We start from the raw sequence: 22631 nt of genomic DNA, 5'->3' as shown, positions 1-22631 counted from the left end.
TGCGGCAGCAGATAGTCCAACCAGTCACGATCACACTCCGACCATGACCACAGGCTCCTCAGCACCCGCCGGCGGTCACCCGAGCTCGTTGATCACGCAATCAGCGACAGAACCGAACACTGGGCTCTGGCCCGTAGTCGGTGGTGACGTCGAGTAGCGAGCCATGATCACGATCTTGTGATGGATGTCGACTCCCTTGTGGGAAAAGTGTTTTCCGGACTGTCAGCGCTGGTCGTCCAGGACGTGGCGGACAGCGGAGGCATGGTGGTGATCACGGCCCGCACTCGGGACGTGGCCGTGCCGTGTCCGGTCTGCGGAACCACCACGGCGAAGGTGCACAGCTACCACCGCCGGACAGTGAAGGATGTGCCGGTCGACGGCCGCCAAACCGCCGTCCAGCTGCGCGTACGGCGGCTGGTCTGCCCAGCCCTGGGCTGTCGACGCCAGACCTTCCGGGAGCAGGTTTCCGGACCGCTGGAGCGCCACCAACGTCGCACGGTGCGGCTTGTCCGGCAGATATCCCATGTGGCACAGGAATTATGCGGCCGGGCGACCGCACGCCTAACCAACCTCCTCGCCGTGCCCGTGTCCCGCAGCACCGCGTTGCGCCGTCTACTGTGCCTGCCGCTGCCCGAACTGAAGGTCCCCGGGTGATCGGCGTGGACGACTTCGCCCTGCGCCGCCGCCACCACTACGCCACGATCGTCATCGATGCCCAAACCGGTCGACGTGTCGCGGTCCTGCCCGGCCGCGACGCGGCCACCCTGGAGTCGTGGCTGCGCGAACATCCCGGTGCCGAGGTCGTGTGCCGGGACGGCTCTACCGCCTACGCCGAAGCGATTCGCCGCGCCCTGCCCGACGCGGTGCAGGTCAGTGACCGGTGGCATCTCTGGCGCAATCTCTGCGACAAGGTCGTGTTCGAAGTCCGCGCGCACACCGGATGTTGGGCCACCGCCAATCCGCCCCGCCCCGGCTGCGTTCACGAGCAGACCACCCACGAACGCTGGAACAAGATCCACGATCTGCTCGGCCAAGGCGTCGGTTTACTCGACTGCTCACGCCGACTCGGAGTGGCCCTGAACACCGTCAAACGCTACGCCCGCATGCCCGAACCCCAAACCTTAAGCATCGCCCCCCACCTACCGCCCGACCCTCGTCGATCCCTATCGCGACCATCTGCGTGCCCGCCGCGCGGCCGATCCCGCGGTCCCGTCACCCAACTGCTCGCGGATTTCCGGGAATTGGCTACACCGGCAGCGCCAACCTCCTGGTCCGCTACCTAACTAAGGCCGTGCCGAAGGCGACCGCCCCGTCGCCACTACCCGTCACACCAGCCGACTCCTGCTCACCAACCCAGACAACCTGCGCCCGAAGGACACGACCCTGATGGAGAAGATCACCGCGGCTTGCCCGGAGATGACCGCACTCGCCAGCCTGGTGCGCGGCTTCGCCGCCCTGCTGACACCGGCCGTGGGCAACGACGCGAAACTCACCGACTGGATCGCCGCAGCCCGCACCGTCGATCTACCGCACCTGCGCAGCCTCACCAACGGTCTCGAGATCGACCGGTCCGCTGTGGACGCTGCCGTTACGGCCTGCGTCTCGGCGACTTCCAGTTCAGCCGGGACGCGTCCGCGACGTCGTGCGAAGTGGGGCTTCAACGTTCCCGCAACTTCGCTGCCTACAACTCGTTGCAGGCTGACGGTCTGCTCGGCGAGGCGGGACGCGCTGCGGTGAAGGCGCGCAAGAGTCTCACAGACCAGGGGTACGTCACCGGCCACGAGATCCGCATCATGGCGATGCACGCGTTCGCCACCCGCGGTGACCAGGTGCCCTCGACGGTGTCCACACGGTTTGATGAGCTGGTCGTCGACGAGGCCCAGGACTGCTCGCAACTCGACCTGGCGATCCTCACCACGCTCCGCCAAGCAGGCGTACCGATGGTGTTCGTCTGCGATCCCGATCAAGCGATCTACGAGTTCAGGGGTGCGCAACCCGACGAGGTGCGACGCTTCGGCGCGGAACTCGGCTCTCGCATAGACCTCACGGGGAACTGGCGCAGCAGCGGTGCCATCTGCAACCTGGCAGCGACGCTTCGACCCACCAGCCTCACGCGGCCCCCGGACGACCCCATCGGACCACACCACGACGAGCCCGCCGGCATCCTCCTGATTCGCACAGACGAGGACTCCTCCGACCGCAGTGTCACGGCCTTCACCGAACGGGCCGACGCAATGGGCATCCCGGCCAGCAAACGCCTCATCCTCGCCCACGCGGCCACAAGCCTTCCGAAGCAGGCCGCGTCCACAGCCGCCCTGCCCGAGAACGCGGCAGTTCGCATCGCATGGGCTGCCACGATCCTCACATCTCCGCACCACACCGCTCGTCAGCGCGACACCGCCCATGACACCCTCGAACGCTGCCTGCTGGGCTACTGGTACTCCCGCACCGACGGCAAGAGCACCGTCAGCCTCTGCGATCAGCTCGGCGTCGACCGCACGGAACTCCGCAGGGTGGCCTCGAAGCTCTCTGCGACCTTGCCCAACGTGGACGACGGGACCTTCGGGGAGTGGTGCCTCGCTGTCAACAAGCTGCTCAAGAGCCACCCGCCGGGACCGGGCATTACCCGACGCGCCGACAAAACCGGCAGCTTGCGCGCAACAACGGCGACGAAATCCATGACCGCACGCCAGGCAGCCGGAGGAGCACCTGCCGGATCCACCACCAGTACCCGAGTCTCGATAGTCCAGCAGGTCAAAGGCGAGGAAGCCGATGCCGTCCTCGTCATCCTGCCGCCGGACAAGAGGACCAAACGCACCGACGCCCTGGTCAAAGCTTGGATTTCCGGCATACACGACGAGACCACGTCCGAAAGCCTCCATGTGCTGTACGTCGCCGCTACACGTGCCCGCCGCCTCCTCGCCCTCGCACTACCCACACCGGTACACGACCAAGTCGCCGCCCATCTCAAGGACAACAACGTGTCTGTCGACCTCGCCTCTGCGACCAAGCCTCGTCCAGTGCCACCCCACGGCGAGGACGTCGACATCTGACAAGCCCCATCACCTCCTCGCAGAGGTCATCGGCACCCTGAAGCTGCCCGCGAGTCGACCGACACCGGCTTGGCCGCAACGGACGGGCCGCTCCGCCCGACTCACCCAGTCGAAGCCGATGGAGTGGTCGGAGTATTCCCCTGGCGGCTTCGACCTCTCCATTTCCGGCCATCGGGAGGACGCAAAGGGCCGATAGGGTCCTCCGCTGGCGGCGCGGTGCTCTCTCAGAGTGCTCCGACGATGTCCATAGGGTTACCGAGAGCGGCATGGGTAGTGCTGGCCCTACCAGTCACAGGGCTTCGTATACGACGTCGAAAAGGTCCTCGAACTGCATCGGCTTCAGGGCCACCAGCGCACCGGCGATGAAGGCGGAGCCGGGTTGGAGTTCGCCGTTGCGCACTCGTGCGACGGTCGACCGGTTCAGGTTCATGGCCTTCGCCAGCGCGTAGTCCGACGAGTAGCCCGCCAGCAGTGACGCATTGGCGAAGGTGGCGATGCGCAGTCTGATCGCGTTCGGCACGACCCAAGCCCCTCAATAGTCCTCGGTGGACACTCGGTGCCGGCTCGCTGTGCTGTTGAGACCCGCACTGCTCGATCCGAACACCTCGCCGAGGGGCCTGGGCAGGAGTCAAACCCCCGAGTCGGTGATTTGACCCTGTTCCTGCGGTCGGGCGTCGAGCCGGAGGTCGTCACCGATTCTGGACACGTCGCGCAGGGTGAATCCCGGCGGCAGTACGGACGCCCCTTCCCCCGAGGGAGTGCTCGACGGTCCGTTCGAGCTCACCAGGACCACTGCTTCCCTGACCAGACCTGTGCGGAGGAAGTTCTCCGCGTATTCACGCTCCGATGCGAGGAGCACGGACCGCGCCCCACCGTCGTAGAGCGCGTCGCACAGGTCGTCGAGCGGAACTCCAGCTCGAAGGGAGGGAAGGTGGAAGGCGTCGGTGCCGTGACCACCGGGGACGCCTTCGACCACGTGGCCGTCACCGCGGAGCACCACATCCACCGCCCCGGACAAGGCGTCCACCTGGGCATCGGTCAGGGCCCGGATCCGTCCGTCCGGGCCGACGCGGTACGCCCAGGTCACCTGTGGTCGACGGGTGCCCAACGAGTACAGCCACGGCCCAAGAACCACCCGTGCCTCGTCGGCGAGCACCCCGACCTCGACGTCGACCCCGGCCGCCCGCAACCGCGCCGCACCACCCTCTTCCCGTGAAGTCGGGTCGATCAGGGCGATCACGGTCCGGGCGATACCGGCGTCGAGCAGCGCCTGGCGGCACGGCGGGGTCCGGCCGTGGTGGTTGCACGGCTCCAACGTGACCACCGCGATCCCGCCCCGGGCACGATCCCCCGCCGCCGCGAGCGCGTTGACCTCGGCGTGCGGCTCACCCTTGCGTTCGTGGTAGCCCTCGCCGACCACCCGGCCCTCCCGGTCGAGGACGACACATCCGACCGGAGGGTTCGGGCTCGTGCGGCCCAAGCCGAACGCGGACAGGGCGATCGCACGCCGCATCGCGGCGGACTCGATCTCCGAAGCGATCAAAGCCCACCATCCAACCGGTTGGAAAACGCGGCCACCGCCGGAATCGAACGCCGCGGCGCGAGCAGGTCCACCACGGTGCGCAGGATTTTCTCCGTGCGGGCCGAGCCCGCGCTGCGCGCGATGTCCAACGCCTGCTCTGCCAGGTGCACCGCGTACTCAGGTTCGTCGACCCGTGCCGCTGCGGTGGCGAACCGGCTCAGCGCCAAGCCCCGGTCACGCCGGTACGCGGACGGCAACGTCGGCAAGGTCTCCTCGTACACCCGGACGGCGCGGTCCGGCCTTCCGGCGGCCAACCAGCACGCCGCGCGCTGCAACTCCAGATAGGCGGGCGTGCAGAACGAGCCATGGCCGTCCCGTGCTTCCCCGACGCTGTCCGACGCGGCCCACTCGTGCGCCTCGTCCAACTTCCGCTGGGCCGCAGCCTCGTCGCCGTCCAACGCGTGCCCATGCGCTTCCTGTTGCGCGATCGCAGCCCTCATCGGCGCGGTGAGGACCTCTTCGTCCCGTCGCGCGGCCTGAGCGAGCCCGAGGGCCCTTGCGGCATCCGACGCGGCTCCCGCCTGTTGACTGGACCGGAACAGGGTCCAGGACAGCATCAGCCGGTCGTCCGACTCGTGCGCCCATTCCATCGCGCGGTCCGTCCAGTACCGGGCCGACTCGTCCTCGTCGGCGTCTTCGTGCAGCCACGCCGCAGATTCGGCGTAGCGAGCGGCCAGCCGGACCAGGTCCCGCCTGACCGCACCCCGCGCGGCACTCATCGCTTCCGTGACCAGACGAAGGTGGCTGTGCACAGGCCCCAGGGCGAACCTCGGGCCGAACAGGTTGTCGGTCTTCACCAGCAGGTGCCACTGCTCGCTCAGGTGGTCCGCCAAGTCCGGGAGGTGGGCAAAAGCTGATCCGTGCGGCGAGCACGACGAGACCCGAGCACGGCTCGCGGGTGCTGGCTCGGATGTGGCCGTCGAACCGGCTCGGAGTGCCTGTCGCTCCCGCTTGGCCAACTGCCGCAACGCGATCAGCGCGCCGTCCGCGCGCAGCACGTTGTCGATCGACTTCACCAACTCGAACGACGGGAGGTTCTGTCCGAGGCGTTCCGCCAGGGACACGTACTGACGCGTGTAGCCGATGGCCGCGCCCAACTTCGGCTGACTCAGGCCGGCTTCTTCGCGGAGGGCCTTGATCGTGCGTGCCAGCCGGGCCGCCTCGGGCAGCCCTTCACCAGGGGGTTCGTCAACATCGCTCATGGGATTCACTCCGCCCTGCCCTCGTCCCAGAACACAGGGTCAAAACTCCTGGTAGTCGAGTTGCATCCTTCCGTAATCATAGCTGGTCCTGATCGCATGTCCCGGCAACCGAACCCGCGGTGTCACGTGAGGAGGCGTTCGTGCCGGAGAGCGAAGGCATCGGAACCGACAGCCGGTCAGGGTCGTTTTCGCGGTGGGGCGGCGAACACGGCTCAGAGCGGTGAACAGGGCCGAACTGGAGTTCATCGCCAGGATCACACGGGCCAACACCCTGCTCGGACGGTACTGCGCACGTCTGATGGACGAAGCAGATCCGTTGTGCACCACGGAGTACACGGTGCCGCTACACAACATCGAACGCGATCTGAGCCGCGAGGTGATTGAGTTGGGCGACCTAATCGGCCGGAGGGCTGAGGCCCGACTCCACGGAGTCGACGGTGTCGATGTCCACCGAGAGTTGCCGGAATAGCACGGACGTGCGGTTCTACGCAACCGTTGAACTGACCTGGCGGTGCGCCACAACGCCGGACCTACGATTCCCGAGCGACTCGATCTGGTGTTCCCCGAGGTACGCACGGCGCAAGCCTGCTCGCGCACGACTCACGAGCGCGGCGGCCCCGTTGGCGCTCAGCCCCATCTTCCGGGCGATGTCCGCTGGTTTACGGCCCTCGACCTCGGTCCTCCACAGCGCCATCCGCCAACGATCGGAGAGCTTCACGAACACCTTCGCCAACTGCGCGGCTTCCACTGCCGCCAACACGACGGTCTCGGCGCTGTCTGCGGAATCCCGGCCGTCGAAGACGTCCGCCATGTCCTCGACCAGCCTGATCCGGCGGTCCTGGCGACTCTTGGTGTAGGCGGCGTGCCGCAAGGTGGTGAGCAAGTAAGCGCGAAAGTTCGAGGTCGGCCCTCGGCCTACCCGGAGTGCGGCGAAGACCCTCGTGAAGGCATCGGACACCAAGTCATCGATGTCGAAAGTGGACAGTGAGAATCGTCCTGCCTGGAGCCGAGCTGCGGCTGCATGGCGCTCGTAGAGTCGGCCATAGGCGGAGACCTGGCCCGACTGAACCGCCAGCAACAGGGACACTTCCTGTTCTTCGTTGCGATCGTTCACCATGCACCTCGCACCTTGGTCCCGAAACGCGTTGTGACAAACAGCTTTCGAACTCCACCCCGCTGCGATATGTCTGCCCTGGGCGGCGCTGGTCGCGACGGTGGACTTCCTGCGCACGGTGGCCCCGGCGGGCCAGGGCCACCGTGCGCCTTGTCGAGAGCTAGCCGTCGTTGTCCGGCTCGGCTTCGACCTCAAACCGTGGTTCAGGCCGGTTGCAGGGCCGGCCCACCTTCGCCGCTGGCTGCGGCGACACGAGCTGCTTCTCCTGCGGCGCGGACGTCCGCAGCGGCAAGGTCAGCCGAGTCGATCAGCTCGAACGCCGCCCGCACAGCATTCCTGGCGCAGTTCGCGGCATCCTCTGCCACGCGGGCCGCGTCCTCTACCTGGTCCGCCTCAACGGCCGCCCCTACCCGTCGCGCCGCCTTTCCATGCTCACGCGCCTGCCTGGCAGCGGTACGAGCCTGCGCGCCGGCTTCCCACGCGTCACTCACTGCCTCCTCAGCGGCCAAAACGGTCGCCGAATCTCCCAGCGCCGTGCACCCCTGAGCCAGCAGCTCGCGGACATGAGATGCGTCCAGCGACACCTCGTACTCGTCACCGATCATCAGGTACACGCGTCCCTGGGTCGAGCCTTGCAGCGCGACCCGTGTGCCAGCCGGCACGGACAAGCGCACGCTGGACTCGATCTTTTCATCTTGTGTCATGACCTAACCTCGTTCTCGTTCAAGTCGTTCTCTTCGTTGTCCGCACGCCGCCGGGCAAGTAGCCCGGCGTCCGGTTCCCTGCGAACTGCCTGCACCCACTGGGTTCTGTTCAGGCGAAAGTCATTGCGCGAGAGCAGGTCTCCCACGTGGGACAGGCGTCCTGCGTCCCAGATCAGCACTACTGGACCGTTGTGCACCGCTCGCAGAACGCGAGTCGTCGCGTGCGCGTCGCGCCAGCCCCAAATCGCACCCCGCCCCGCCAGGTGCTCCCACCTCATGCCCTGCATCAAGAGGCATCGCAACATCCTCGCCAGAAAGCAGAATCGGCGGTCAGTCGGCTCCGGAGCGAGTCCGACTTCAACCCTCATACCTGGCACGGTCCACCAAGACGGTTGAGCCAACCGCAGCACGTCCAACTCGGCCAGGTCGACGTTGCGCCAGTCCTTACCCACAAAGAGGCCATTCCGGCTGGCCAGGCCGACCATCTCGGCTGCCCATCGCCTGCCCAGCGCCCCGACTCCTGCCCTGGACGCGGTCAACCGCCACCGCTCGACCGCTGTCATCGACGGTGGTGGGCTCTCCCGCACCTGAAATCCGTAGTGGACGGTCGCCTCTGGGTGCGAAGCCACAATGCACTCGACAGTGTCGTAGTAGTCGAGCTCGCCGACATGGCACGTTCCGATCAGGATGACGCTGTGGTCCGGATCGCGCGTCCACGTCTGCACGGCGGTGTACAACTCGCCGCTCATCACCCGGATCCCAGGGCGCCCCGCCTTCACGACGCGAACCTTGCGCCGGTCGTCGTCGCCGAGCGCTCGTCGCCGATGGGCTCGTCCAACGCTTTTAGTCCCTTCATGATCTCGATTGCCGGCGAGAGTCCCGCCCAGCACGCTGCGCACCACGTCCAGTCCGAGCACGGGCGCGTAGTCGGAATGGCCATCGCACCGCAGTCCGCGACCCAGAACGTCAAACCTTTCAACCGGATCCACGTCCCGTCCTCGGCGACGCGGTGCACCAGTCGGCGAAACACGCCAGCCGCCATGTCCGGATGGCTCCACACCGAGACACGCCGGTCACGCTCGTCACGGCCTGGTGGTTCCTCAGGAGAGGCCGTCACGTCGCGGCCCGATCAGGCACCGACCCGCCGGCCCAAGCGAGCTTCAGCAGGAGCATCTGCCCGGTCATGGCAGCCTCCCAGCGCATCGCGCGACCCGCGCAGACCCGCTGTAGACAGGTAGTGAAGTACCTCGCAGTGACGCGACCAGGCGGTCACGCGCGGCGGTCCAGGCTGGATCGACCAGCGTCGCGTCAGGTTCCGAACCGTCCGGCCCTTCGGCGGCGAGATCGCCGAAGGGCAGGTCAATGACGACGGCCATGGCGCACCTCCTCACGTAAGGGGATGGCCTGCACCACTGCCGGCGCGGGGCGATGCAGGCCATCCAGGGAGCAATGGCGCGTCGACGGGAGGCCGGGCAGAGCCCGGGCGCGAATGCCTCCCCGCGCGAACCATCGCGAGCCGCGTTGAACGCGAGCGTGAACAGTCGATCTTGGTGCCGTCTTCGAGCGCACCTGGCCATGCCCCATCCGTACCCGGCAACCGCTTCCAAAAAAGGCACGTGCCATATGCACCAGCGGGACCCTGCCCAGCTACGGAGCCTGAACCCATCCCCACCCGAACGCCGACACTCACCGGCCGCCACGGACAACCCGTTGCCCGAAACACGCACAAAAAGCCTGTTGGGAACGCATTTGAGCATGACGATGTCGCACCTCCTCGCCGGGTGGCGATCTTGCAAGCAAGCACCCCAACCGGGCCGCCGCGAGCATGAGAGTCTGTGGTGTGCGCTACAGCGCTGCGACCAGTAGAACACGCACGTGCCTTTTTAGCCGCGAATCAAACGGGTGAAACCAGTAGCGTGCGGAGTACACGCGCGGTAAGCACGCGCTGGAGGCGCGTGCCGTGGACCGAACAGAGAGGACCGCCGTGGCGATGAACGGCCACACCGAGAGCGCGATCAGCCAGCGCCGCCAGCTCGGTGCCGCGATGCGCGGGTTCCGCAAGGAAGCGGGCATCGACCGTGACGACGCCGCAGCGCTGATCGACATCACCGGGCCGACGCTGTCACGCAAAGAGGCCGGCACCTACAAGTGGAAGCGGAACGAGATCGAGACCCTTGCCAGGGCCTACGGGATCGCCGACGAGGAGTTGGCGATGCTGCTGGAGCTGGCGAAAGAGGCCCGCGCCAAGACCAAGCACGGCGAGTTCCCGATGTTTGTCCCGGTCAAGGCCAGAGCGTTCCTGGAGCTGGAACGGGATGCGGTCGAGGTGATGGCGGTGTCCTCCGACCTCGTTCCGGCCTACTTCCAGACCGAGGCGTACATGCGTGAACTGTGGCGGCGCAACGGCGACCTCTTGTCCAGTACTCGCGTCGACGAGCTGGTAGGTCTTCGTCAGGCCCGGCAACGGATCGTGACCCGGAACAACCCGCCGATGATCCGGGCGATCCTGCACGAGTTCGCGCTGCGCCTGCCCATCGGCGGCCCCACGGTCATGCGTGAACAACTTCTGCACCTGGCCGACGCGTGCGCGCTCCCGAACGTCGAGATCCAGGTGCAGCCCATCGCCGCGGGTGCCTACCCGGCGATGGGCTCCAGCTTCAACCTGTTGCGGTTCGCGAACGGCCCGGCCGGCGACGTGGTGCAGGCGCTGAACATCGAGTCGTTCTACCGCGATCGGACGGCAACTGAGCCTTACCGGGTCGCGTGGGATCGGCGCAAGGTCGCCGCGCTGGACTTGCAGGAGTCCCTGGCACTGATACTGGAGGCGGCGGACAGCTTCGAGTCCGGACCGGGGCGGTAGCCCAGTCCAGCTAGGAGAACAGAGCGATGAGCACGAACAAGCCCCCTCTGAAGTGGCGCAAGTCCTCGTTCAGCACCGGGGAGGGCAACGGCGGTGAATGCGTGGAGATCGCGGAGCTGCCGAACGGTGGTGTGGCGGTCCGCAACTCCACGTTGGGTGATGCCAGTCCAGTGGTCCACTACACCCAGGGCGAGCTGCGCGCCTTCGTCCTGGGCGTCAAGGCCGGAGAGTTCGACGACCTGATCTGACATCCCGCTGGGTTCAGCGGCAAAGCACGTGCGGCCGCACCCAGCGGGAACTGATCGGTGCCCCCGTCCTGGCCAGCGGACGGGGGCACCGTCGCGCTCACAACACGCGCGTACCGGGCGTACCGCAGGCGCGTCGGTCGGCTCGACGCACCAATGGTCCGCCCGCCTCGGTCGCCGATACGGCATGGTGATCGCACGACGGATTGAGGCACCGGGGGTGTTGGTGGCGTCTCTGAGGGCCGTGGCCGAGGCTGTGGTCAACGCCCAGGCGAAGGCGCGCGAGTGCGAAGAGGCCCTCAACGCCACGCTGAACCTCGTCGAGGACGCCCAAGCCCTGCTGGCCGTTGCCTTGGAGGGCGATTCGACCGGCGAGAAGGACGCGCTCTTGGCGACGTTGGCGGATGTCGTCAGAGGCGTCAAGGACCAGCTCAAGGTTCTGGACAGGGCCGTCGGCCACACCGAGTCGTTCTTGGCCGGACTGCTCGGCGAGCATCCGCCCACGACTCCTCCGGCGTCCAGTCGAACGCCATCCGCGCAGGCGACGCCTTCCGCACCAGCCACCGATCCGCCCTCGTCGCTTCTTCCGGAGAAGGTCGAGGAACTGCGTGGGGACCTGCCGCCGACGGTGGTCGGTGGCATCGGGCAGAAGACCCACGGCCGCTGGGTCGGCCCGGACGGCGTGGTCCGGTCCATCGTGAGCGGGAACGGGCCGGAAGCCACCGATGCCGGCGAATTCCTCCAGACACTGCCGCTGCCGCAGCCAGGTGTGCCCATCGCTGTGTCCCATGTCGAGACGAAGCTGGCGATGCACATGCGCGACACAGGCGTCCGGCACGCCGCGGTAGTGATCAATAACCGGCCCTGCGCCGGCCGGTTCGGGTGCGAGACCCTGGTGGGGTTGATCCTGCCCGAGGGATCCACACTGACGGTCTACGGTTCTGGCGGGTACGAGCAGACGATCCGGGGAGGGCTACGACCACCGTGGCAACGTTGAGCGCGATCTTCGACCACGAGACCGGCAGCACGCCGCTGGAGATCACCACCCACGCGGAGCTGGCCGAACTGGTCGACAGGGTGACCCGACTGACCGGCGGCCCGGTGCCGTCGATTGCCGAGATCACCGTGGCCGAGGACCCCTACGGGCTGCCGATGCTTTACGTCGGCATCGGGGAGGACCGAGGCTTCGTCCAGGAACTGGGCAACCCGCCACGGGCCACCGTTGGTGACCCCGACGCCACCGGGGACATCTTGTTCGACTACATGGCCAACACTCAAGAGGTCCCGGCCTGGCAGGTCGTGCCGCGCGAGACGGTCATCACGGTGTTGACGGCCTACCTCGACCACGACGGTCTCATCCCGCCCGACCACCCCCACCTCCGACCCACAAGCTGAGCTCGCACTGTTCGAGGGGCAGACCAGTCCTGCTGAGCGGAGCGTGCCGCGCCACCTCGGCAGCTCCGCTCTGACGAGTGCCCGGCGACGTCGTCGCCGGGCACTCGTAGTTCGCCGAGTATCGGTTACACCGCAGGCTGTTCCAGTCGACACACCCGGCGACCGTCAACGTCCATGGTGTTCGGGGCCACGGGAACGTAGTAGGCGTTGGTGACGCCTTCGCGCGGGTAAAAGGGCACGGATCCCCACGGGCTGACGCACTTGCCGAAGCGGTAGCCGGAACTGGTGTCGACTCGGATGAGGATGAACGAGCCGGCGCAGTGGTCGTAGCGGGAGACGGCGCCGTTGTTGTGGGTTGGGTTGACGTGGTGGAAGCCGCACGCTGACTGGGCTGACGCGTCCGGTGCCAGGCCGAGGCCGGCGGTAGTCGCGAGGGTGACGAGGGCAGCACGAAGTGGCGTGGAGATACGCACGGAATCGCCTCCGAGGTGATCGGTATCGCTTGGTGCGATGTGGCGATTCCGAGCATTGGTCACATGCCACGCCATCGACAGGGGGTTGCCGTATTCGAATGGGAACGAATACGGAATAGCCGCGCCGGTCAGGTGTCGAGGTCGCCCAGGTAGGCGACGCCTCCGGCGGCGGTCGCGACCGTGGTCAGGCGGTGGTTGTGGTCGACCATCCGGGCGAGGGTGGCGGGAGAGGCGGGTGGTGCGGCGCGCAACAGGGAGAACAGAAAGCTGGTCGTGCTCTGCGGCAGGCGGAGTTTCGGGGTGGTGAACCGGGCTCGTGGCAGGGGGTAGAGCAGGGCCAGACCGCTGTCCCCGACCAGTTCGGGTGTGGTGGTGGCCAGGGCTGTGGTGACGATGTTCTCGGTGTCGCTGTCGGGTAGCAGGAGGTTGAGCCAGGGGTGCGGGTCCTGCCAGGGGCCGATCCTGCGTAGGAGCGCGACGGATTCGGCGAGGCGGTCGAGGAAGTTCAGGTAGGGCACGGTGTTGATGTCGGCGTCGTGGTGACGCAGGCCGTGGAGTGCCCGGTCGGGTTGGTCTGGTGAGGAGTGGAAGGTGGCGGCTTCGATGAGCAGGGCCCAGGGGCCGGTTTCGGTTGGCTGGGCTTGGCCTTCGAGGTAGTCGAACCGTTGTTCGTTCATGAGGGTGCGTTGGTCGGCGAGGAAGTCGGTCAGGTTGTCGTAGCGCAGTCGGTGGACGGTGGCGTGGGTGTGGGCGCGAATCAGGCGCAGGGTCGCGGTGAGAATGACGCCTTGGCGGCCCCGGCCGGCTCGAACCGCGTCGAACAGCAAGGGGTTCGTGGTGGGCGAGCAAGTGTGGCGGGTGCCGTCCGGGGCGAGGACGTCCAGCGCCAGAACATTGTCGGTCTGCGCACCGTGACGGTGGCTGGTACCGCCTATACCGCCGACCGACAGGGTTCCGCCTACGGACAGCTCCAGGTAGTCGGTCAGGACCGGCGGAGTCAGGCCGTGCGGGATCGTGGCCGCCAAGACCTCGCTCCACCGGGCGCCCGCGTCGACCACGAGGTGGTCGGAGCCGATGCGGTGGACGGTGTCCAGGCCGGTCATGTCCACGACGATCCCGCCGGATGCCTGGGCTTGGCCGGACGTGGAGTGGCCTTCGGCGCGTGGGACGAGCGGGAGCTGGTGGGTGGTGGCGTAGCGCTGCACTGCGGCGATGTCGTCGACGGAGTCGGGCCGTAGAACCGCCAGCGGTCGGTGGTGGACGGCTCTGCCGAAGTCGGTCGACGCCCACCGCAGATCGTGTTCCTCGGTGGAGATCACGCCCCGTACAGGCGGGAACGGGGCGAGGGGGTCGGGCATGGATGGTCCTTCCATTGCCTGGGCGGCTGTTCAGCCGGCGCGGCGCGGTGTCGGCAGGTCGCCGGCGTCCAACCGGGCGAGGTCGGCGCGCAGGCCGACCGCCCTGGTGTCCCCCAGCGCCTCGAACAGTTGTAGCGCCTCGGTCCAGGCCTGGCGGGCCTGCTCCGGGCGTCGGTGTTCAAGGTGGAGTTGGCCGAGTTTGCGGCGAAGTTCGGCCTGCCCCCACCGGTCGGCGGCACCGGAGCTGGCGATCAGGGCTTGTTGGAGGTAGGCGAGCCTTGCGGGCTGGTCGTCCCGGTCGCGATGGACGTCGGAAATCTTGTCCAGCGCGCAGCTCTGCGACTGGGGATCGTCCAGTCCGCGCATCACGGCCTGGCTCTGCTCCAGCGCTTCGAGGGCGGCGTCGTAGTCGCCCAGCGCGCGGCGGGCGTCACCGACGTAGGCGGTGGCAATGCCCCACCCCCACCGGTCTCCCAGTTCGGTGCACAACGCCTGCACCGTGAGGTAGCGCTCGTGGGCTCCGGCGTGATCACCCTGAGCCTGCAAGGACCGGCCTATTCCGATCCCGCTCCACACCTGACCTCGGCGGTCGCCGTCGTGAACCCGCAGTCGCATCGCTTCGGCGAAGCTGTCGTGGGCGTCACGGACGCGGTGGAGGTCGAGGTACGCGGTGGCGAGGTTGTTCAGGATGGAAGCCTGGGCGGCGGTGTCACCCAGGCGCCGTGCTTCGGCGAGGCTTGTCTCCATCGGCCCGACCCAGAGGTGCCAGGGGCGCCGCCAGTACAGGTAGTACCCCATGACGAAGGGAAATCCGAAGGCGAGGTCATGGATACCGAGGGTGGCCACCTGGCGCGATATCGCGGCCAGGTTGGCCAGTTCTGCCTCCACCCACTGGACCGCGTGGTGAACGGTCGTGAAGACCAGCGGCTCCGCAGGCGGTTCCACCGTGTCGGGAATCGGCACCTGAGGACGATTCGGGGACATCGCCCTGTTTGCCGCGGCCATGGTGCACAGGTACCAGGACGCGAGGGCGCGCACCGCACAGATGGCGCCGTCAATGGTCTCCACGGCGGCGGCTCGTTCGACCGCGTAGTCGCGGACCAGATCGTGGAAGCGGTAGCGGCGGTGGCCGACTTCGTGCAGCAGGTGCACGCCGCTCAGGGTGTCGAGCAGCCGGGTTGCCTCGGACATCGGGTAGCCGGTGAGCGCCGACGCGGCTCCGACGCCGAACTCCCGGTCTGGGTGCAGGCTCAGCAGGCGGAACGTCCGCGCGGCGGCCGGTTCCAGGGCGCGGAAGGACCACGAGAACACCGCGCGCACGGCGGTGTCGATGTCGTGCAGGGTGAGGACGTCGAGTCGTTGGCTCTCGCTGGACAGTTCGTCGGCGAGCCCGGTCAGGGTGAGATGGCGGCTGGCCGCCACCCGCTCGGCCGCGACCCGCACAGCCAGGGGCAGTCCACCGCAGGACCGGATGATCCGGTGGGCGGCGTCGGGGTCGAGGTCGACCCGTTCGTCGCCGACGACGTCGCGAAGGAGGGCCAACGCATCGGACTCGTCGAAGCTGTCGACGGTCAGGGTGTGCGCGCCATGGCGTACCGCCAGTCCGGAGAGGCGGCGCCTGCTGGTGACGACGACCAGACAGCCGGGTTCGGCGGGGATGAGCGGGCGCACCTGGTCAATGTCGGCGGCGTTGTCGAACACGAGCAGGGTGCGCGTGCCGTCCAGGACGGTGCGCAACGCGGCGGCCTTCCAGTCGACGCCGACCGGGATCTCGGACACGGGGACGCCAAGCACTGTGAGCATGTGTTCGAGCACCTGGTCGGGATCTGCCGGGTCACCGTCTGCGGCATAGCCGCGCAGGTCCACGAACAGTTGGCCGTCGAGGTACGCCGCCTTGGCACGATGGGCCCAGGCGATGGCGAGGGTCGTCTTGCCAACGCCCGCTTGCCCGTCGAGTGCGATGACGAGAGGCGAATGACCGTCATTCGGCGTGTCCAGCACTCGGTCGAGGGTGTCGAGCAGCGTCATACGGCCGACCAGTCGCGGTGAGTGAGGCAACTCGGCGGGGCGTGCGCGGGCTTTGGGCCCGCCCTTGGGTTGCGTGTGACTGATCAGCGTGACGAACTTTTCACCCGTCGCGAAGGCGGTGTCGCAGGCACGGGCGAAGTCCTCGGTCGGCGGCTTCAGCCCGTTCTCCACGTTGGAGTAGTGACTGGCGCTGTACTTCATCCGCCTCGCCACCGACGACTGCGACTCACGGCCCCTGGCCCGGCGAAGCTGCTCCGCGAAGTCCTCCTCGGCAACCGACGTATTCTTTATTCCTTCCATTCGAATGCACCCTCCCCCTTGCCTCTCCCCCAAACGGTTCTGACACTCGGAAGACCGGTCGACGCCCATTGGGCGGCAACTTCCGAGGAGTCGAGGATATGTCTACACACCCACGATCGTGCGGGGTAACAGAGTCACGAATCACCGGACGGGTGACAGGTAATCCATTCGAGGAGCCCGAAGTCCCGTCGCCGTCACCCAACGTGCCCGACGAGCGGGCCTACCTTGGACGTGTCCTGCGGGTGCTCGATGTCGTCGCTGCGAGCGAGCAGGCGGTGAGCATGTCGGAGATCTGTCGGCAGATGTCGTTGCCGATGACGACTGTCCACAGGCTGTTGGTGACGCTGTGGAAAGCCGGTGTGCTGGAGCGTGACGTCAGGCGCCGGTACGTGATGGGCACCCGGCTAACGGTGCTGTCCTCCGGGTCGGGTTCCAGTGGGGACGCGGCGTAGCTGCGGGTCACGCGGCCGTGGGCAACTGCTGGTCCGTGCTGCGCGAAAAGTGGAACGCGGCTGCGGCCAGTCCCGGTGTGACGCGCAGGGCGTGGGCCAGGCGCACAGCCAGCGCGACAGGCAGCAGTCCGGTGCGTTCGTGGTGGTCCATGGCCGTCTCGCTGACGCCAATGGTCGCGGCGAGCAGGGGGCCGTGCTCGCCGGGTTCACCGAGGCGGCCGTGTTCCCACAGGAGCAGGCGCTTGGGCTTGATGTAGAGCCTGGCGGCGAGTTCGGCCGGCGTCAGGGCGGCGAGGCTGCGCAGGTCGACCAGCGTGGGCGGTGCGGTCAGCGGCAACTGGAGTTGCGGCGGGACGACCCGGAGTTCGCGGGCAACCTGACGCAACTCGGCGGCGGTGATCGGAGTGAGGCCCTTCTCCCACCGGTAGATCTTGTTGTCATGGACCGACAGTTGTCGGGCCAGCGCGACTTGGGTGAGGTCGGCTCGGCGGCGGTGCCGAGCCAGAGAGATCGGGTCGAACCGCGGTATTTCGTGGGTGTCGAACGACATCGCGCACCTTCCGATTGATTCGCCGGAATTCCGGGATGCACCAAAGGTAACTCGGTAGCGCACATTTATTCCACCTTCCCATTTGCCGAAAGAGCAACTTTCCACCGGCCTGCGGGAACCCAGGAATTCAGGACTTCGAAGCATCTAGAGCAGCTTTTCGACGTGAGGCTGGAGCGCGTTCGCGCTGTCATGGAGGTCTGCCATGGGCAAGTGTGGGTTCACAGTTCGCGTGTTGTGTGGGATAGCCATGTCGGCCGCGCCGGCGGCGTGCGTGACGGAAGCGGCGTCGCCGCCGAGCCCCACCCCGACGCCATCCGTCGAGGCACGGGTGTTCGCGTCGGTCCGTGTGGTGGCGAAGACGGCCACGGATGGGCTCGCCAGTCTCGGCTTGACGCTGTCGCCGGTCGGGTTGGTCGAGTCGGTCACGTCACCTGGCGGATCGGTAGTCCGGGTAGTGGATGTCCGGGATGGGCGCGAGTTGCGCCGGGTGGAGTCCGCCGGGCGGCGTGGTGCGGCCGGTGTGGCGCTGACGGCCGAAGGGCTGTGGGAGGTCGTCTCGCCCGAGGTCGCGGTGTTGCGCGATCCGGCCTCTCTTGTCGAGAGGCGACGGGCCGCCATCGGCGGTGCGGCGTGGGGTTTGTGCGGGATCGACGGGCTCGTGGTGACCAGTGACAGGACCAACCGGCTGGTGCTGCGGGATTCCGGGACGTTCGGCGAGGTTCGTGCGGTCACGGTGTCGGGTCATTGGGCGGAGGGGCAGCGGCTCGGGGCGTTGGCGTGTGTGCGCGAGGACGGGCGCGGCCAGGTCTGGGCGGTGGTGGTCGGGTCGGACTGGCTGGTCCGGGTCGACCTGGCAAACGGTCATGTCACAGGTGTTGCGAGCCTGGCGCGGATTCGCGCGGAGGAGCCTGGCGCAGGTGGCGCCGTCGGCGGGATCGCCGCGTCAGGAGACCCGGGCGAGTTGTGGGTTTCGGGGGAGTTCCGTCATCGGTTCAAGGTCCGGTTGGACGGGGCCGGGCGATGAAGGTGCTCCTGGTGCTGGCCGCCGTGGTCATGGCGATCGTTGTGGGCGGTGGATTGCTCACCACGCAGTGGGATGCGGGTGCCACGAACGATGTCAACACCTGCGCGGTCGGCCAGTCCGGAGGCGGCGGTGCGCCGCCGATGTCGCCTCAGCAGGCTTCGGTGGTGGAGGCGATTCTGCGCTCCGCACGGGAAAACAGCATCGAGCGGCGTGGAGCGACCATCGCGTTGCAGACAGCGATGCAGGAGAGCACGTTGCGCGCCGACGTCGTGGTCGGTGAGGCGGTCGGGGCGTTCCAGCAGATCGCACCGGGGCCGTTCGACGCGTATGCAGGCTATGACCGCACCGACCCAGGGCGGGCGGCGGCGGGGTTCTTCTCGGTGTTGCTCAAGCGGGTTCCCGGCTATGTGTCCGATCCGCGGCCGAACCACGAGTTGGCACAGGTGGTGCAAGCGAGCGGAGCAGGTGCTTCGTGGTACGCGCGGCACCAGCGGTGGGCCGAGGCGGTGGTCACCGCGTTGTACGGCGGCGGTTCTGACTGTGCGGAGCAGGCGGTGGCGGGACCGGTGTCGGTACGGGTCGTGGGGAACACGGTGGTGTTGCCACCGGAGGCGAAGATCGCCGGGACGATCGTGGCCGCGTCGGAGCAGGTGGCGAAGGCGATCGGCGCGGCGTTGGCGTGGCTGGGAACGCCGTATTCGTGGGGCGGCGGGGACGAGAACGGGCCGACCAAGGGCGTCCAAGACGGCGGGGTCGCGGACGCGCACGGGGACTTCGACAAGGTCGGTTTCGATTGCAGCGGCTTGACCTTGTACGCCTACGCGCAGGCCGGAGTGCGAATCACGCGGCCGTCGGACTCCCAGTTGACCGGCGCGGAACTGGTGGTGCCGTTCACCCAGGCCCGGCCTGGTGACCTCTTGTTCTGGGGGACCCACCACGTGGCCATGTACCTCGGCGAGTTCGACGGAGCACACCGGATGGTCGAAGCACCGCAGTCGGGTGACGTGGTGAAGGTGTCGCCGGTGCGGCTGGGCGGAGATTTCCGCGGTGTCGCGGCGCGCCCGATCCCGTGAAGCCAGGAGTGCCAAGGAAGAGGTGGTGGTGTCGTGCGGAGGCCGCTGTCAGAACAGTGGGGTGAAGTGGACCCGGAAGTCGAGGTTCGGACGCCTGCTGGCGGAGGCCGCCGCCCAGTACTCCCCCGCGCGCACGATGCCGCCGGCGTAGGACTGGTGGGAGCCGCGGGAGTCCACCACGCCCACGACGCGCGTCGGTGGGTTGGTGGTGCCTATGAGGAGTTGGACCTTGGCGGTGCGGCCGGTGACGAAGTAGACCGCCACGAACCCGGTGACCTCGGCCCGGTAGAGGGTGTCGATCCGGCCCTCGAACCCGTCGGCGAGCGGCACCGGCGAGTCCCTGGAGTGCAGGACCGCGGCGGCTGCTTCGGCCCGTGCGGTGAGGGCTTCCAGCCGGGCGGTGTCGGCGGGCTTCGGTCGTGCCGGGCCGGCGTGCGCGGTCAGAGTCTGGACCGCGCGTTCCAGCTCGGCGATCCGATTCTCCAAGGCTTCCTGCCGTTCAGCGCCGAACATGCGACCTCCGGTCCTCTCGACAAAGCCGTGCACAGCGTCGACCCGCAACCGTAGCTGGTTCGACGGCCGGAGGACGCCGCATCGATTTACCAGCCGGACACGGAGGTCAGGTGAAGAAACGCAAGAGCGATCACGTGAAGCGGAAGGCATCGGAGAGGCGGGGTGAGGTCGGTGACCGGTCTGGAGAACGAGGGGTTCGTGGGGTTCGACGGTCAGTGGGTGGAAGCGGCGTCTCCGGACGCCGTCCCGTCCGCGGATCCGGTGGCGTACGCGGCGGGGGTCGAGTGGCATTTCGTGCTGCGCGGGACGGTTCATGCCGATCGACTGGTGGAGGAGATGACCTTGTCCATGGTGGACGGCCGGCTGGTGGATCTGTCGGGGTCGGTCGAGGCGTTCTCGGCGGTGACGGTGCGGCAGAAACAGTATGCGACGGCGTTGTGCGACCGGGTCGCGGATCACGCGCACGAGCTGCGTGCTGCGGTGGCCGCGCGCGACGCGGGTATTCCGGTCTCTTACACGGGCCCGGTCTATGCCGCGTCCCATCTGTCCGACCGGGAGTCCCGGGAACTGGCGGCGGGGTTGGACAGCGTCAGTGCACGGCTGTCGTCGCGGGCGGGCAACGGCCTTCCGTTGCGGCTGCGGGCGGCCGGCTGGTCGGAGGTGTCCTCGACGGATCTGCGGGCCAGAGCGGCGCGGCTCGGTAACCTCACGCCGCCCGGTGGTGGGGCTCCGGAGCCTGCCGCTCAGCCTCTCCCGTCATGGCTGCCCGACCGGATCGGGTACCACTGGTGAGCGGCGAATCGTGGGGCGGACGGCCCGTGCCGTTCCCCACCTCCGCGGCGCTCCCGGTCCGTCGTGCCCTGCGACCGGCGGAGCCCACGCCCGTCGTGATCACCCGCAGTCCCGCCTCGACTGTCGAACGGTTGACGCGCGACGGGCGGGCGGCGGCGGAGGTGTTGCGTCGAGTGTCGGTGGCCGGCCGGGTGGTGGCGGTGGTGGGTGTGGCCGGTTCGGGGCGGTCGACGGTGGCCGCCCAGCTCGCCGTCTCGGCGGCGTCGTACCAGCCGGGACCGGTGATCGTGGTCGACGCGTCGGGCTCGGTCTGGCCGGGTGCCGCAGACAGGATTCCGGGCTCGGCGGGTGGGGCGTTGGACTGGGCCGGGCTTCGTACGGTGCCGGCGTTGGGCGCGGTCGTCCACGAGGCACGGCACGCCGAGTGCTTCGGGGCCGCTACGGGGTCGCGTGGCTGGGTGACGCGGATGGGCGGTGTCCCTCCGACACGCCCGTGGGAGCCGGTTCGTCCGGCGGAGGTCCTGGACGCGGTCGAGGCGCTGCGGGCGGTGAGCCGGATGGTCGTGGTGGACTGCCCGGCCGACACGGGCCCGGTGGCACGGGTGTGTGCCGTGGTCGCCGACGTGTTGGTGGTGGTGTGCCGGGCGGATGCCGGCGAGGTGCGCCGCTGCGGAGGGCTGGTCGAACTGCTGGCCGGTGACACGCGCCGGAACCTGACCGGCCGGAGTGTGGTCGTCGTGGTGCGGCACCGGCCGGGTCGGTGGCCGCGTGCCGCCGCCGCTGCCGAGTCCGCCGCCGGGCGTGCCGTGGCGGCGGTGCTGCGGATGCCGTTCGACCGGGCGCTCGTCGACTCGACCGCGCCGGTACTGCGCAGCGGGGCGGCGGCCGAACGAGTCGCCGCGACCGTGTTTCTTCTCTCCGCACAACAGTTGTGAGGTGTTGACAATGAACGAAGGATCTTGGTCGGCGTGGGGGCGTGTCCAGCAGGGCGGGCCGGTGGCACCGATCGACATCGAGGACGGCCGCAACGCTCCGGGGTTGGAGGCGATGGAGTCGTTGGTCAACTCGATCGCGATGTACGTCCTGGTCGGCGGGCTCGCGGCGGTGGTGATCGGGATCGGGATCGCCGTGGTCGGGCCGCGGTTGGGGTTCCAGCACGCGCGCGGAGTCGGGATCGGCGGCGTGGTGGGCGGGGTGTTCCTCGGCGCGGTCGTCGGGCTGGCCTCGATCCTGGTCAATTTCATGTACTCGGTGTTCTCCGGCTGAAAGGGGTGTCCCGATGGACTACAACCGACGGGGATTCCAGCCTGCGGTCAAGGTTCTCGCGATGTCCGGCGTGGCGGTAGCGGTGTTCGCCGGTGGTGTCCTGTTCGGACGGACAACTGCCGGCGACGCGGTTTCGGACGCGCGGGCTGCCCGTGACGTGGAGTGTGAACGGGGTGACGAGGCGCTGGCGGCGACCGCCGCTGCCCAGTTGGCGGCGCTGGTGTCCCGGCGGGTCGAGGGCGGCCAGGCGGTACGGGAGGCGGCACGCCGTCTCGGTACAGGGCCGGAGGTCGCGGAGGAGTTCGCCGGGTGGGCAGAGCAGGAGAACCCCGTGTACCGGCACGCATTGTTCGGCGCTGCGGCGGTGAAGGTCGAAGCCCGGGACGGTGACCGGGCTCGGGTGTCGGTCGACGGCTACTGGCTTCGCTCCGCGGACACTGCGGTGGGTGCGGGTGAGGTCGTGAGTGCGATGTGGACCTATTGGGTGGTATGGCGTGACGGGCGGTGGGTGCCGTCCTCGCCGCCCGAGGCGGCCACGCTGCCCGCCGCTGCGGTGCACAAGGCGTCGGCGTTCCTGCGGATCAGCTCGGGATACTCGGCGGTGCCCCATGTCCGCTGCTGACACGGCGACGCGGTCGGGATCCGCC

General features: G+C 68.1%; 24 protein-coding genes and 1 pseudogene. 13 read left to right on the top strand and 12 right to left on the bottom strand.

All coding sequences use genetic code 11. From position 1 onward, the window contains the following. Positions 1-180: 180 nt before the first annotated feature. Positions 181-1593, top strand: a pseudogene (locus tag BN6_RS48480) (ISL3 family transposase); the annotation flags it as partial. A gap of 140 nt (positions 1594-1733) precedes the next feature. Then, positions 1734-3053: a UvrD-helicase domain-containing protein gene (locus tag BN6_RS09850; protein ID WP_015099438.1), complete on the top strand. Its 1320-nt coding sequence runs from the start codon at positions 1734-1736 to the stop codon at positions 3051-3053. A 289-nt stretch (positions 3054-3342) separates the two neighbouring features. Here the strand turns inward: BN6_RS09850 and BN6_RS09845 are convergent, their stop codons facing one another. The 6 genes from BN6_RS09845 to BN6_RS09815 all read right to left on the bottom strand — a co-directional run bounded on the left by BN6_RS09845 (position 3343) and on the right by BN6_RS09815 (position 8644). Then, positions 3343-3573, bottom strand: a complete 231-nt coding sequence (locus BN6_RS09845; RefSeq protein WP_015099437.1) for a hypothetical protein — start codon at positions 3571-3573, stop codon at positions 3343-3345. A 108-nt stretch (positions 3574-3681) separates the two neighbouring features. Further along, the gene (gene ribD / locus BN6_RS41705; protein ID WP_015099436.1) at positions 3682-4596 is read right to left on the bottom strand and encodes a bifunctional diaminohydroxyphosphoribosylaminopyrimidine deaminase/5-amino-6-(5-phosphoribosylamino)uracil reductase RibD; all 915 of its coding nucleotides are present in this window, start codon (positions 4594-4596) and stop codon (positions 3682-3684) included. Next, entirely contained in the window at positions 4593-5837 is a 1245-nt protein-coding gene (locus BN6_RS09835; protein ID WP_015099435.1) for a helix-turn-helix transcriptional regulator, read from the bottom strand. The genes ribD and BN6_RS09835 overlap by 4 nt, the downstream gene beginning before the upstream one ends. Before the next feature lie 484 nt (positions 5838-6321). Continuing rightward, the gene (locus BN6_RS09825; protein WP_015099433.1) at positions 6322-6954 is read right to left on the bottom strand and encodes an RNA polymerase sigma factor; all 633 of its coding nucleotides are present in this window, start codon (positions 6952-6954) and stop codon (positions 6322-6324) included. A gap of 200 nt (positions 6955-7154) precedes the next feature. Beyond that, a complete protein-coding gene (locus tag BN6_RS09820) occupies positions 7155-7655 on the bottom strand; it encodes a hypothetical protein (protein ID WP_015099432.1) in 501 nt (166 codons plus the stop codon). Then, complete coding sequence (locus tag BN6_RS09815; protein WP_015099431.1) at positions 7652-8644, bottom strand: hypothetical protein; 993 nt, start codon at positions 8642-8644, stop codon at positions 7652-7654. Before BN6_RS09815 ends, BN6_RS09820 begins: the two co-directional genes overlap by 4 nt. 971 nt (positions 8645-9615) lie before the next feature. Between BN6_RS09815 and BN6_RS09805 the strand changes: the two genes are divergently transcribed. The 4 genes from BN6_RS09805 (at position 9616) to BN6_RS09790 (ending at position 12155) form a co-directional block, all read left to right on the top strand. After that, complete coding sequence (locus tag BN6_RS09805) at positions 9616-10515, top strand: helix-turn-helix domain-containing protein (protein WP_015099429.1); 900 nt, start codon at positions 9616-9618, stop codon at positions 10513-10515. 26 nt (positions 10516-10541) lie between these two features. Beyond that, entirely contained in the window at positions 10542-10763 is a 222-nt protein-coding gene (locus BN6_RS09800) for a DUF397 domain-containing protein (RefSeq protein ID WP_015099428.1), read from the top strand. Between the two features lie 241 nt (positions 10764-11004). After that, positions 11005-11757, top strand: coding sequence for a DddA-like double-stranded DNA deaminase toxin (locus tag BN6_RS41700; RefSeq protein WP_158509357.1), 753 nt, complete (start codon positions 11005-11007; stop codon positions 11755-11757). Then, positions 11745-12155, top strand: coding sequence for an Imm1 family immunity protein (locus BN6_RS09790; protein WP_015099426.1), 411 nt, complete (start codon positions 11745-11747; stop codon positions 12153-12155). The genes BN6_RS41700 and BN6_RS09790 overlap by 13 nt, the downstream gene beginning before the upstream one ends. Positions 12156-12280: 125 nt before the next feature. Here BN6_RS09790 and BN6_RS45445 read toward each other — a convergent pair whose 3' ends face one another. From BN6_RS45445 to BN6_RS09780, 3 genes are read right to left on the bottom strand one after another with little or no spacing between them, the layout of a single operon-like run. After that, on the bottom strand, positions 12281-12703 hold the full coding sequence (locus BN6_RS45445; RefSeq protein ID WP_148302795.1) for a DUF6355 family natural product biosynthesis protein: 423 nt from the start codon (positions 12701-12703) through the stop codon (positions 12281-12283). A 53-nt stretch (positions 12704-12756) separates the two neighbouring features. Continuing rightward, positions 12757-13986 (bottom strand): FAD-binding protein, encoded by a 1230-nt coding sequence (locus BN6_RS09785; RefSeq protein WP_015099424.1) that lies wholly within the window; start codon positions 13984-13986, stop codon positions 12757-12759. Positions 13987-14016: 30 nt separating this feature from the next. After that, a complete protein-coding gene (locus BN6_RS09780) occupies positions 14017-16314 on the bottom strand; it encodes a helix-turn-helix domain-containing protein (RefSeq protein WP_015099423.1) in 2298 nt (765 codons plus the stop codon). 203 nt (positions 16315-16517) lie between these two features. Between BN6_RS09780 and BN6_RS09775 the strand changes: the two genes are divergently transcribed. After that, positions 16518-16766 carry a helix-turn-helix domain-containing protein gene (locus BN6_RS09775; protein ID WP_041312443.1) on the top strand — a complete coding sequence of 83 codons (249 nt, stop codon included), beginning with the start codon at positions 16518-16520 and terminating at the stop codon, positions 16764-16766. 7 nt (positions 16767-16773) lie between these two features. On the opposite strand, the gene BN6_RS09770 is transcribed toward BN6_RS09775, so the two are convergent. Both BN6_RS09770 and BN6_RS48475 read right to left on the bottom strand, forming a co-directional pair. Next, positions 16774-17316: a helix-turn-helix domain-containing protein gene (locus BN6_RS09770; protein WP_015099421.1), complete on the bottom strand. Its 543-nt coding sequence runs from the start codon at positions 17314-17316 to the stop codon at positions 16774-16776. 144 nt (positions 17317-17460) lie between these two features. Further along, positions 17461-17742, bottom strand: coding sequence for a hypothetical protein (locus tag BN6_RS48475; RefSeq protein WP_231905495.1), 282 nt, complete (start codon positions 17740-17742; stop codon positions 17461-17463). Here BN6_RS48475 and BN6_RS09760 point away from each other — a divergent pair. Together BN6_RS09760 and BN6_RS49515 are read left to right on the top strand one after the other, a co-directional pair. Further along, positions 17645-18340, top strand: a complete 696-nt coding sequence (locus BN6_RS09760; RefSeq protein ID WP_231905381.1) for a glutaminyl-peptide cyclotransferase — start codon at positions 17645-17647, stop codon at positions 18338-18340. The genes BN6_RS48475 and BN6_RS09760 overlap by 98 nt on opposite strands. Continuing rightward, positions 18337-19413: a C40 family peptidase gene (locus BN6_RS49515; protein WP_015099419.1), complete on the top strand. Its 1077-nt coding sequence runs from the start codon at positions 18337-18339 to the stop codon at positions 19411-19413. Before BN6_RS09760 ends, BN6_RS49515 begins: the two co-directional genes overlap by 4 nt. Positions 19414-19461: 48 nt before the next feature. Here the strand turns inward: BN6_RS49515 and BN6_RS09750 are convergent, their stop codons facing one another. Continuing rightward, positions 19462-19926 carry a hypothetical protein gene (locus BN6_RS09750; RefSeq protein WP_015099418.1) on the bottom strand — a complete coding sequence of 155 codons (465 nt, stop codon included), beginning with the start codon at positions 19924-19926 and terminating at the stop codon, positions 19462-19464. Positions 19927-20097: 171 nt separating this feature from the next. On the opposite strand from BN6_RS09750, the gene BN6_RS09745 reads away from it, so the two are divergent. From BN6_RS09745 to BN6_RS09730, 4 genes are all read left to right on the top strand, one after another. Continuing rightward, the gene (locus BN6_RS09745) at positions 20098-20718 is read left to right on the top strand and encodes a hypothetical protein (protein WP_015099417.1); all 621 of its coding nucleotides are present in this window, start codon (positions 20098-20100) and stop codon (positions 20716-20718) included. A 131-nt stretch (positions 20719-20849) separates the two neighbouring features. Then, on the top strand, positions 20850-21653 hold the full coding sequence (locus BN6_RS09740; protein WP_148302794.1) for a hypothetical protein: 804 nt from the start codon (positions 20850-20852) through the stop codon (positions 21651-21653). A gap of 10 nt (positions 21654-21663) precedes the next feature. Then, positions 21664-21984 (top strand): hypothetical protein, encoded by a 321-nt coding sequence (locus BN6_RS09735; RefSeq protein WP_015099415.1) that lies wholly within the window; start codon positions 21664-21666, stop codon positions 21982-21984. 13 nt (positions 21985-21997) lie between these two features. After that, positions 21998-22606, top strand: coding sequence for a hypothetical protein (locus tag BN6_RS09730; RefSeq protein WP_015099414.1), 609 nt, complete (start codon positions 21998-22000; stop codon positions 22604-22606). Positions 22607-22631: the final 25 nt, after the last annotated feature.

This window comes from Saccharothrix espanaensis DSM 44229 (assembly GCF_000328705.1).
In the GTDB taxonomy this organism is placed as follows: Bacteria; Actinomycetota; Actinomycetes; order Mycobacteriales; family Pseudonocardiaceae; genus Actinosynnema; species Actinosynnema espanaense.
Note: the sequence above shows the minus strand (reverse complement) of the source record. Positions and strands in the feature narration are given on the sequence as shown.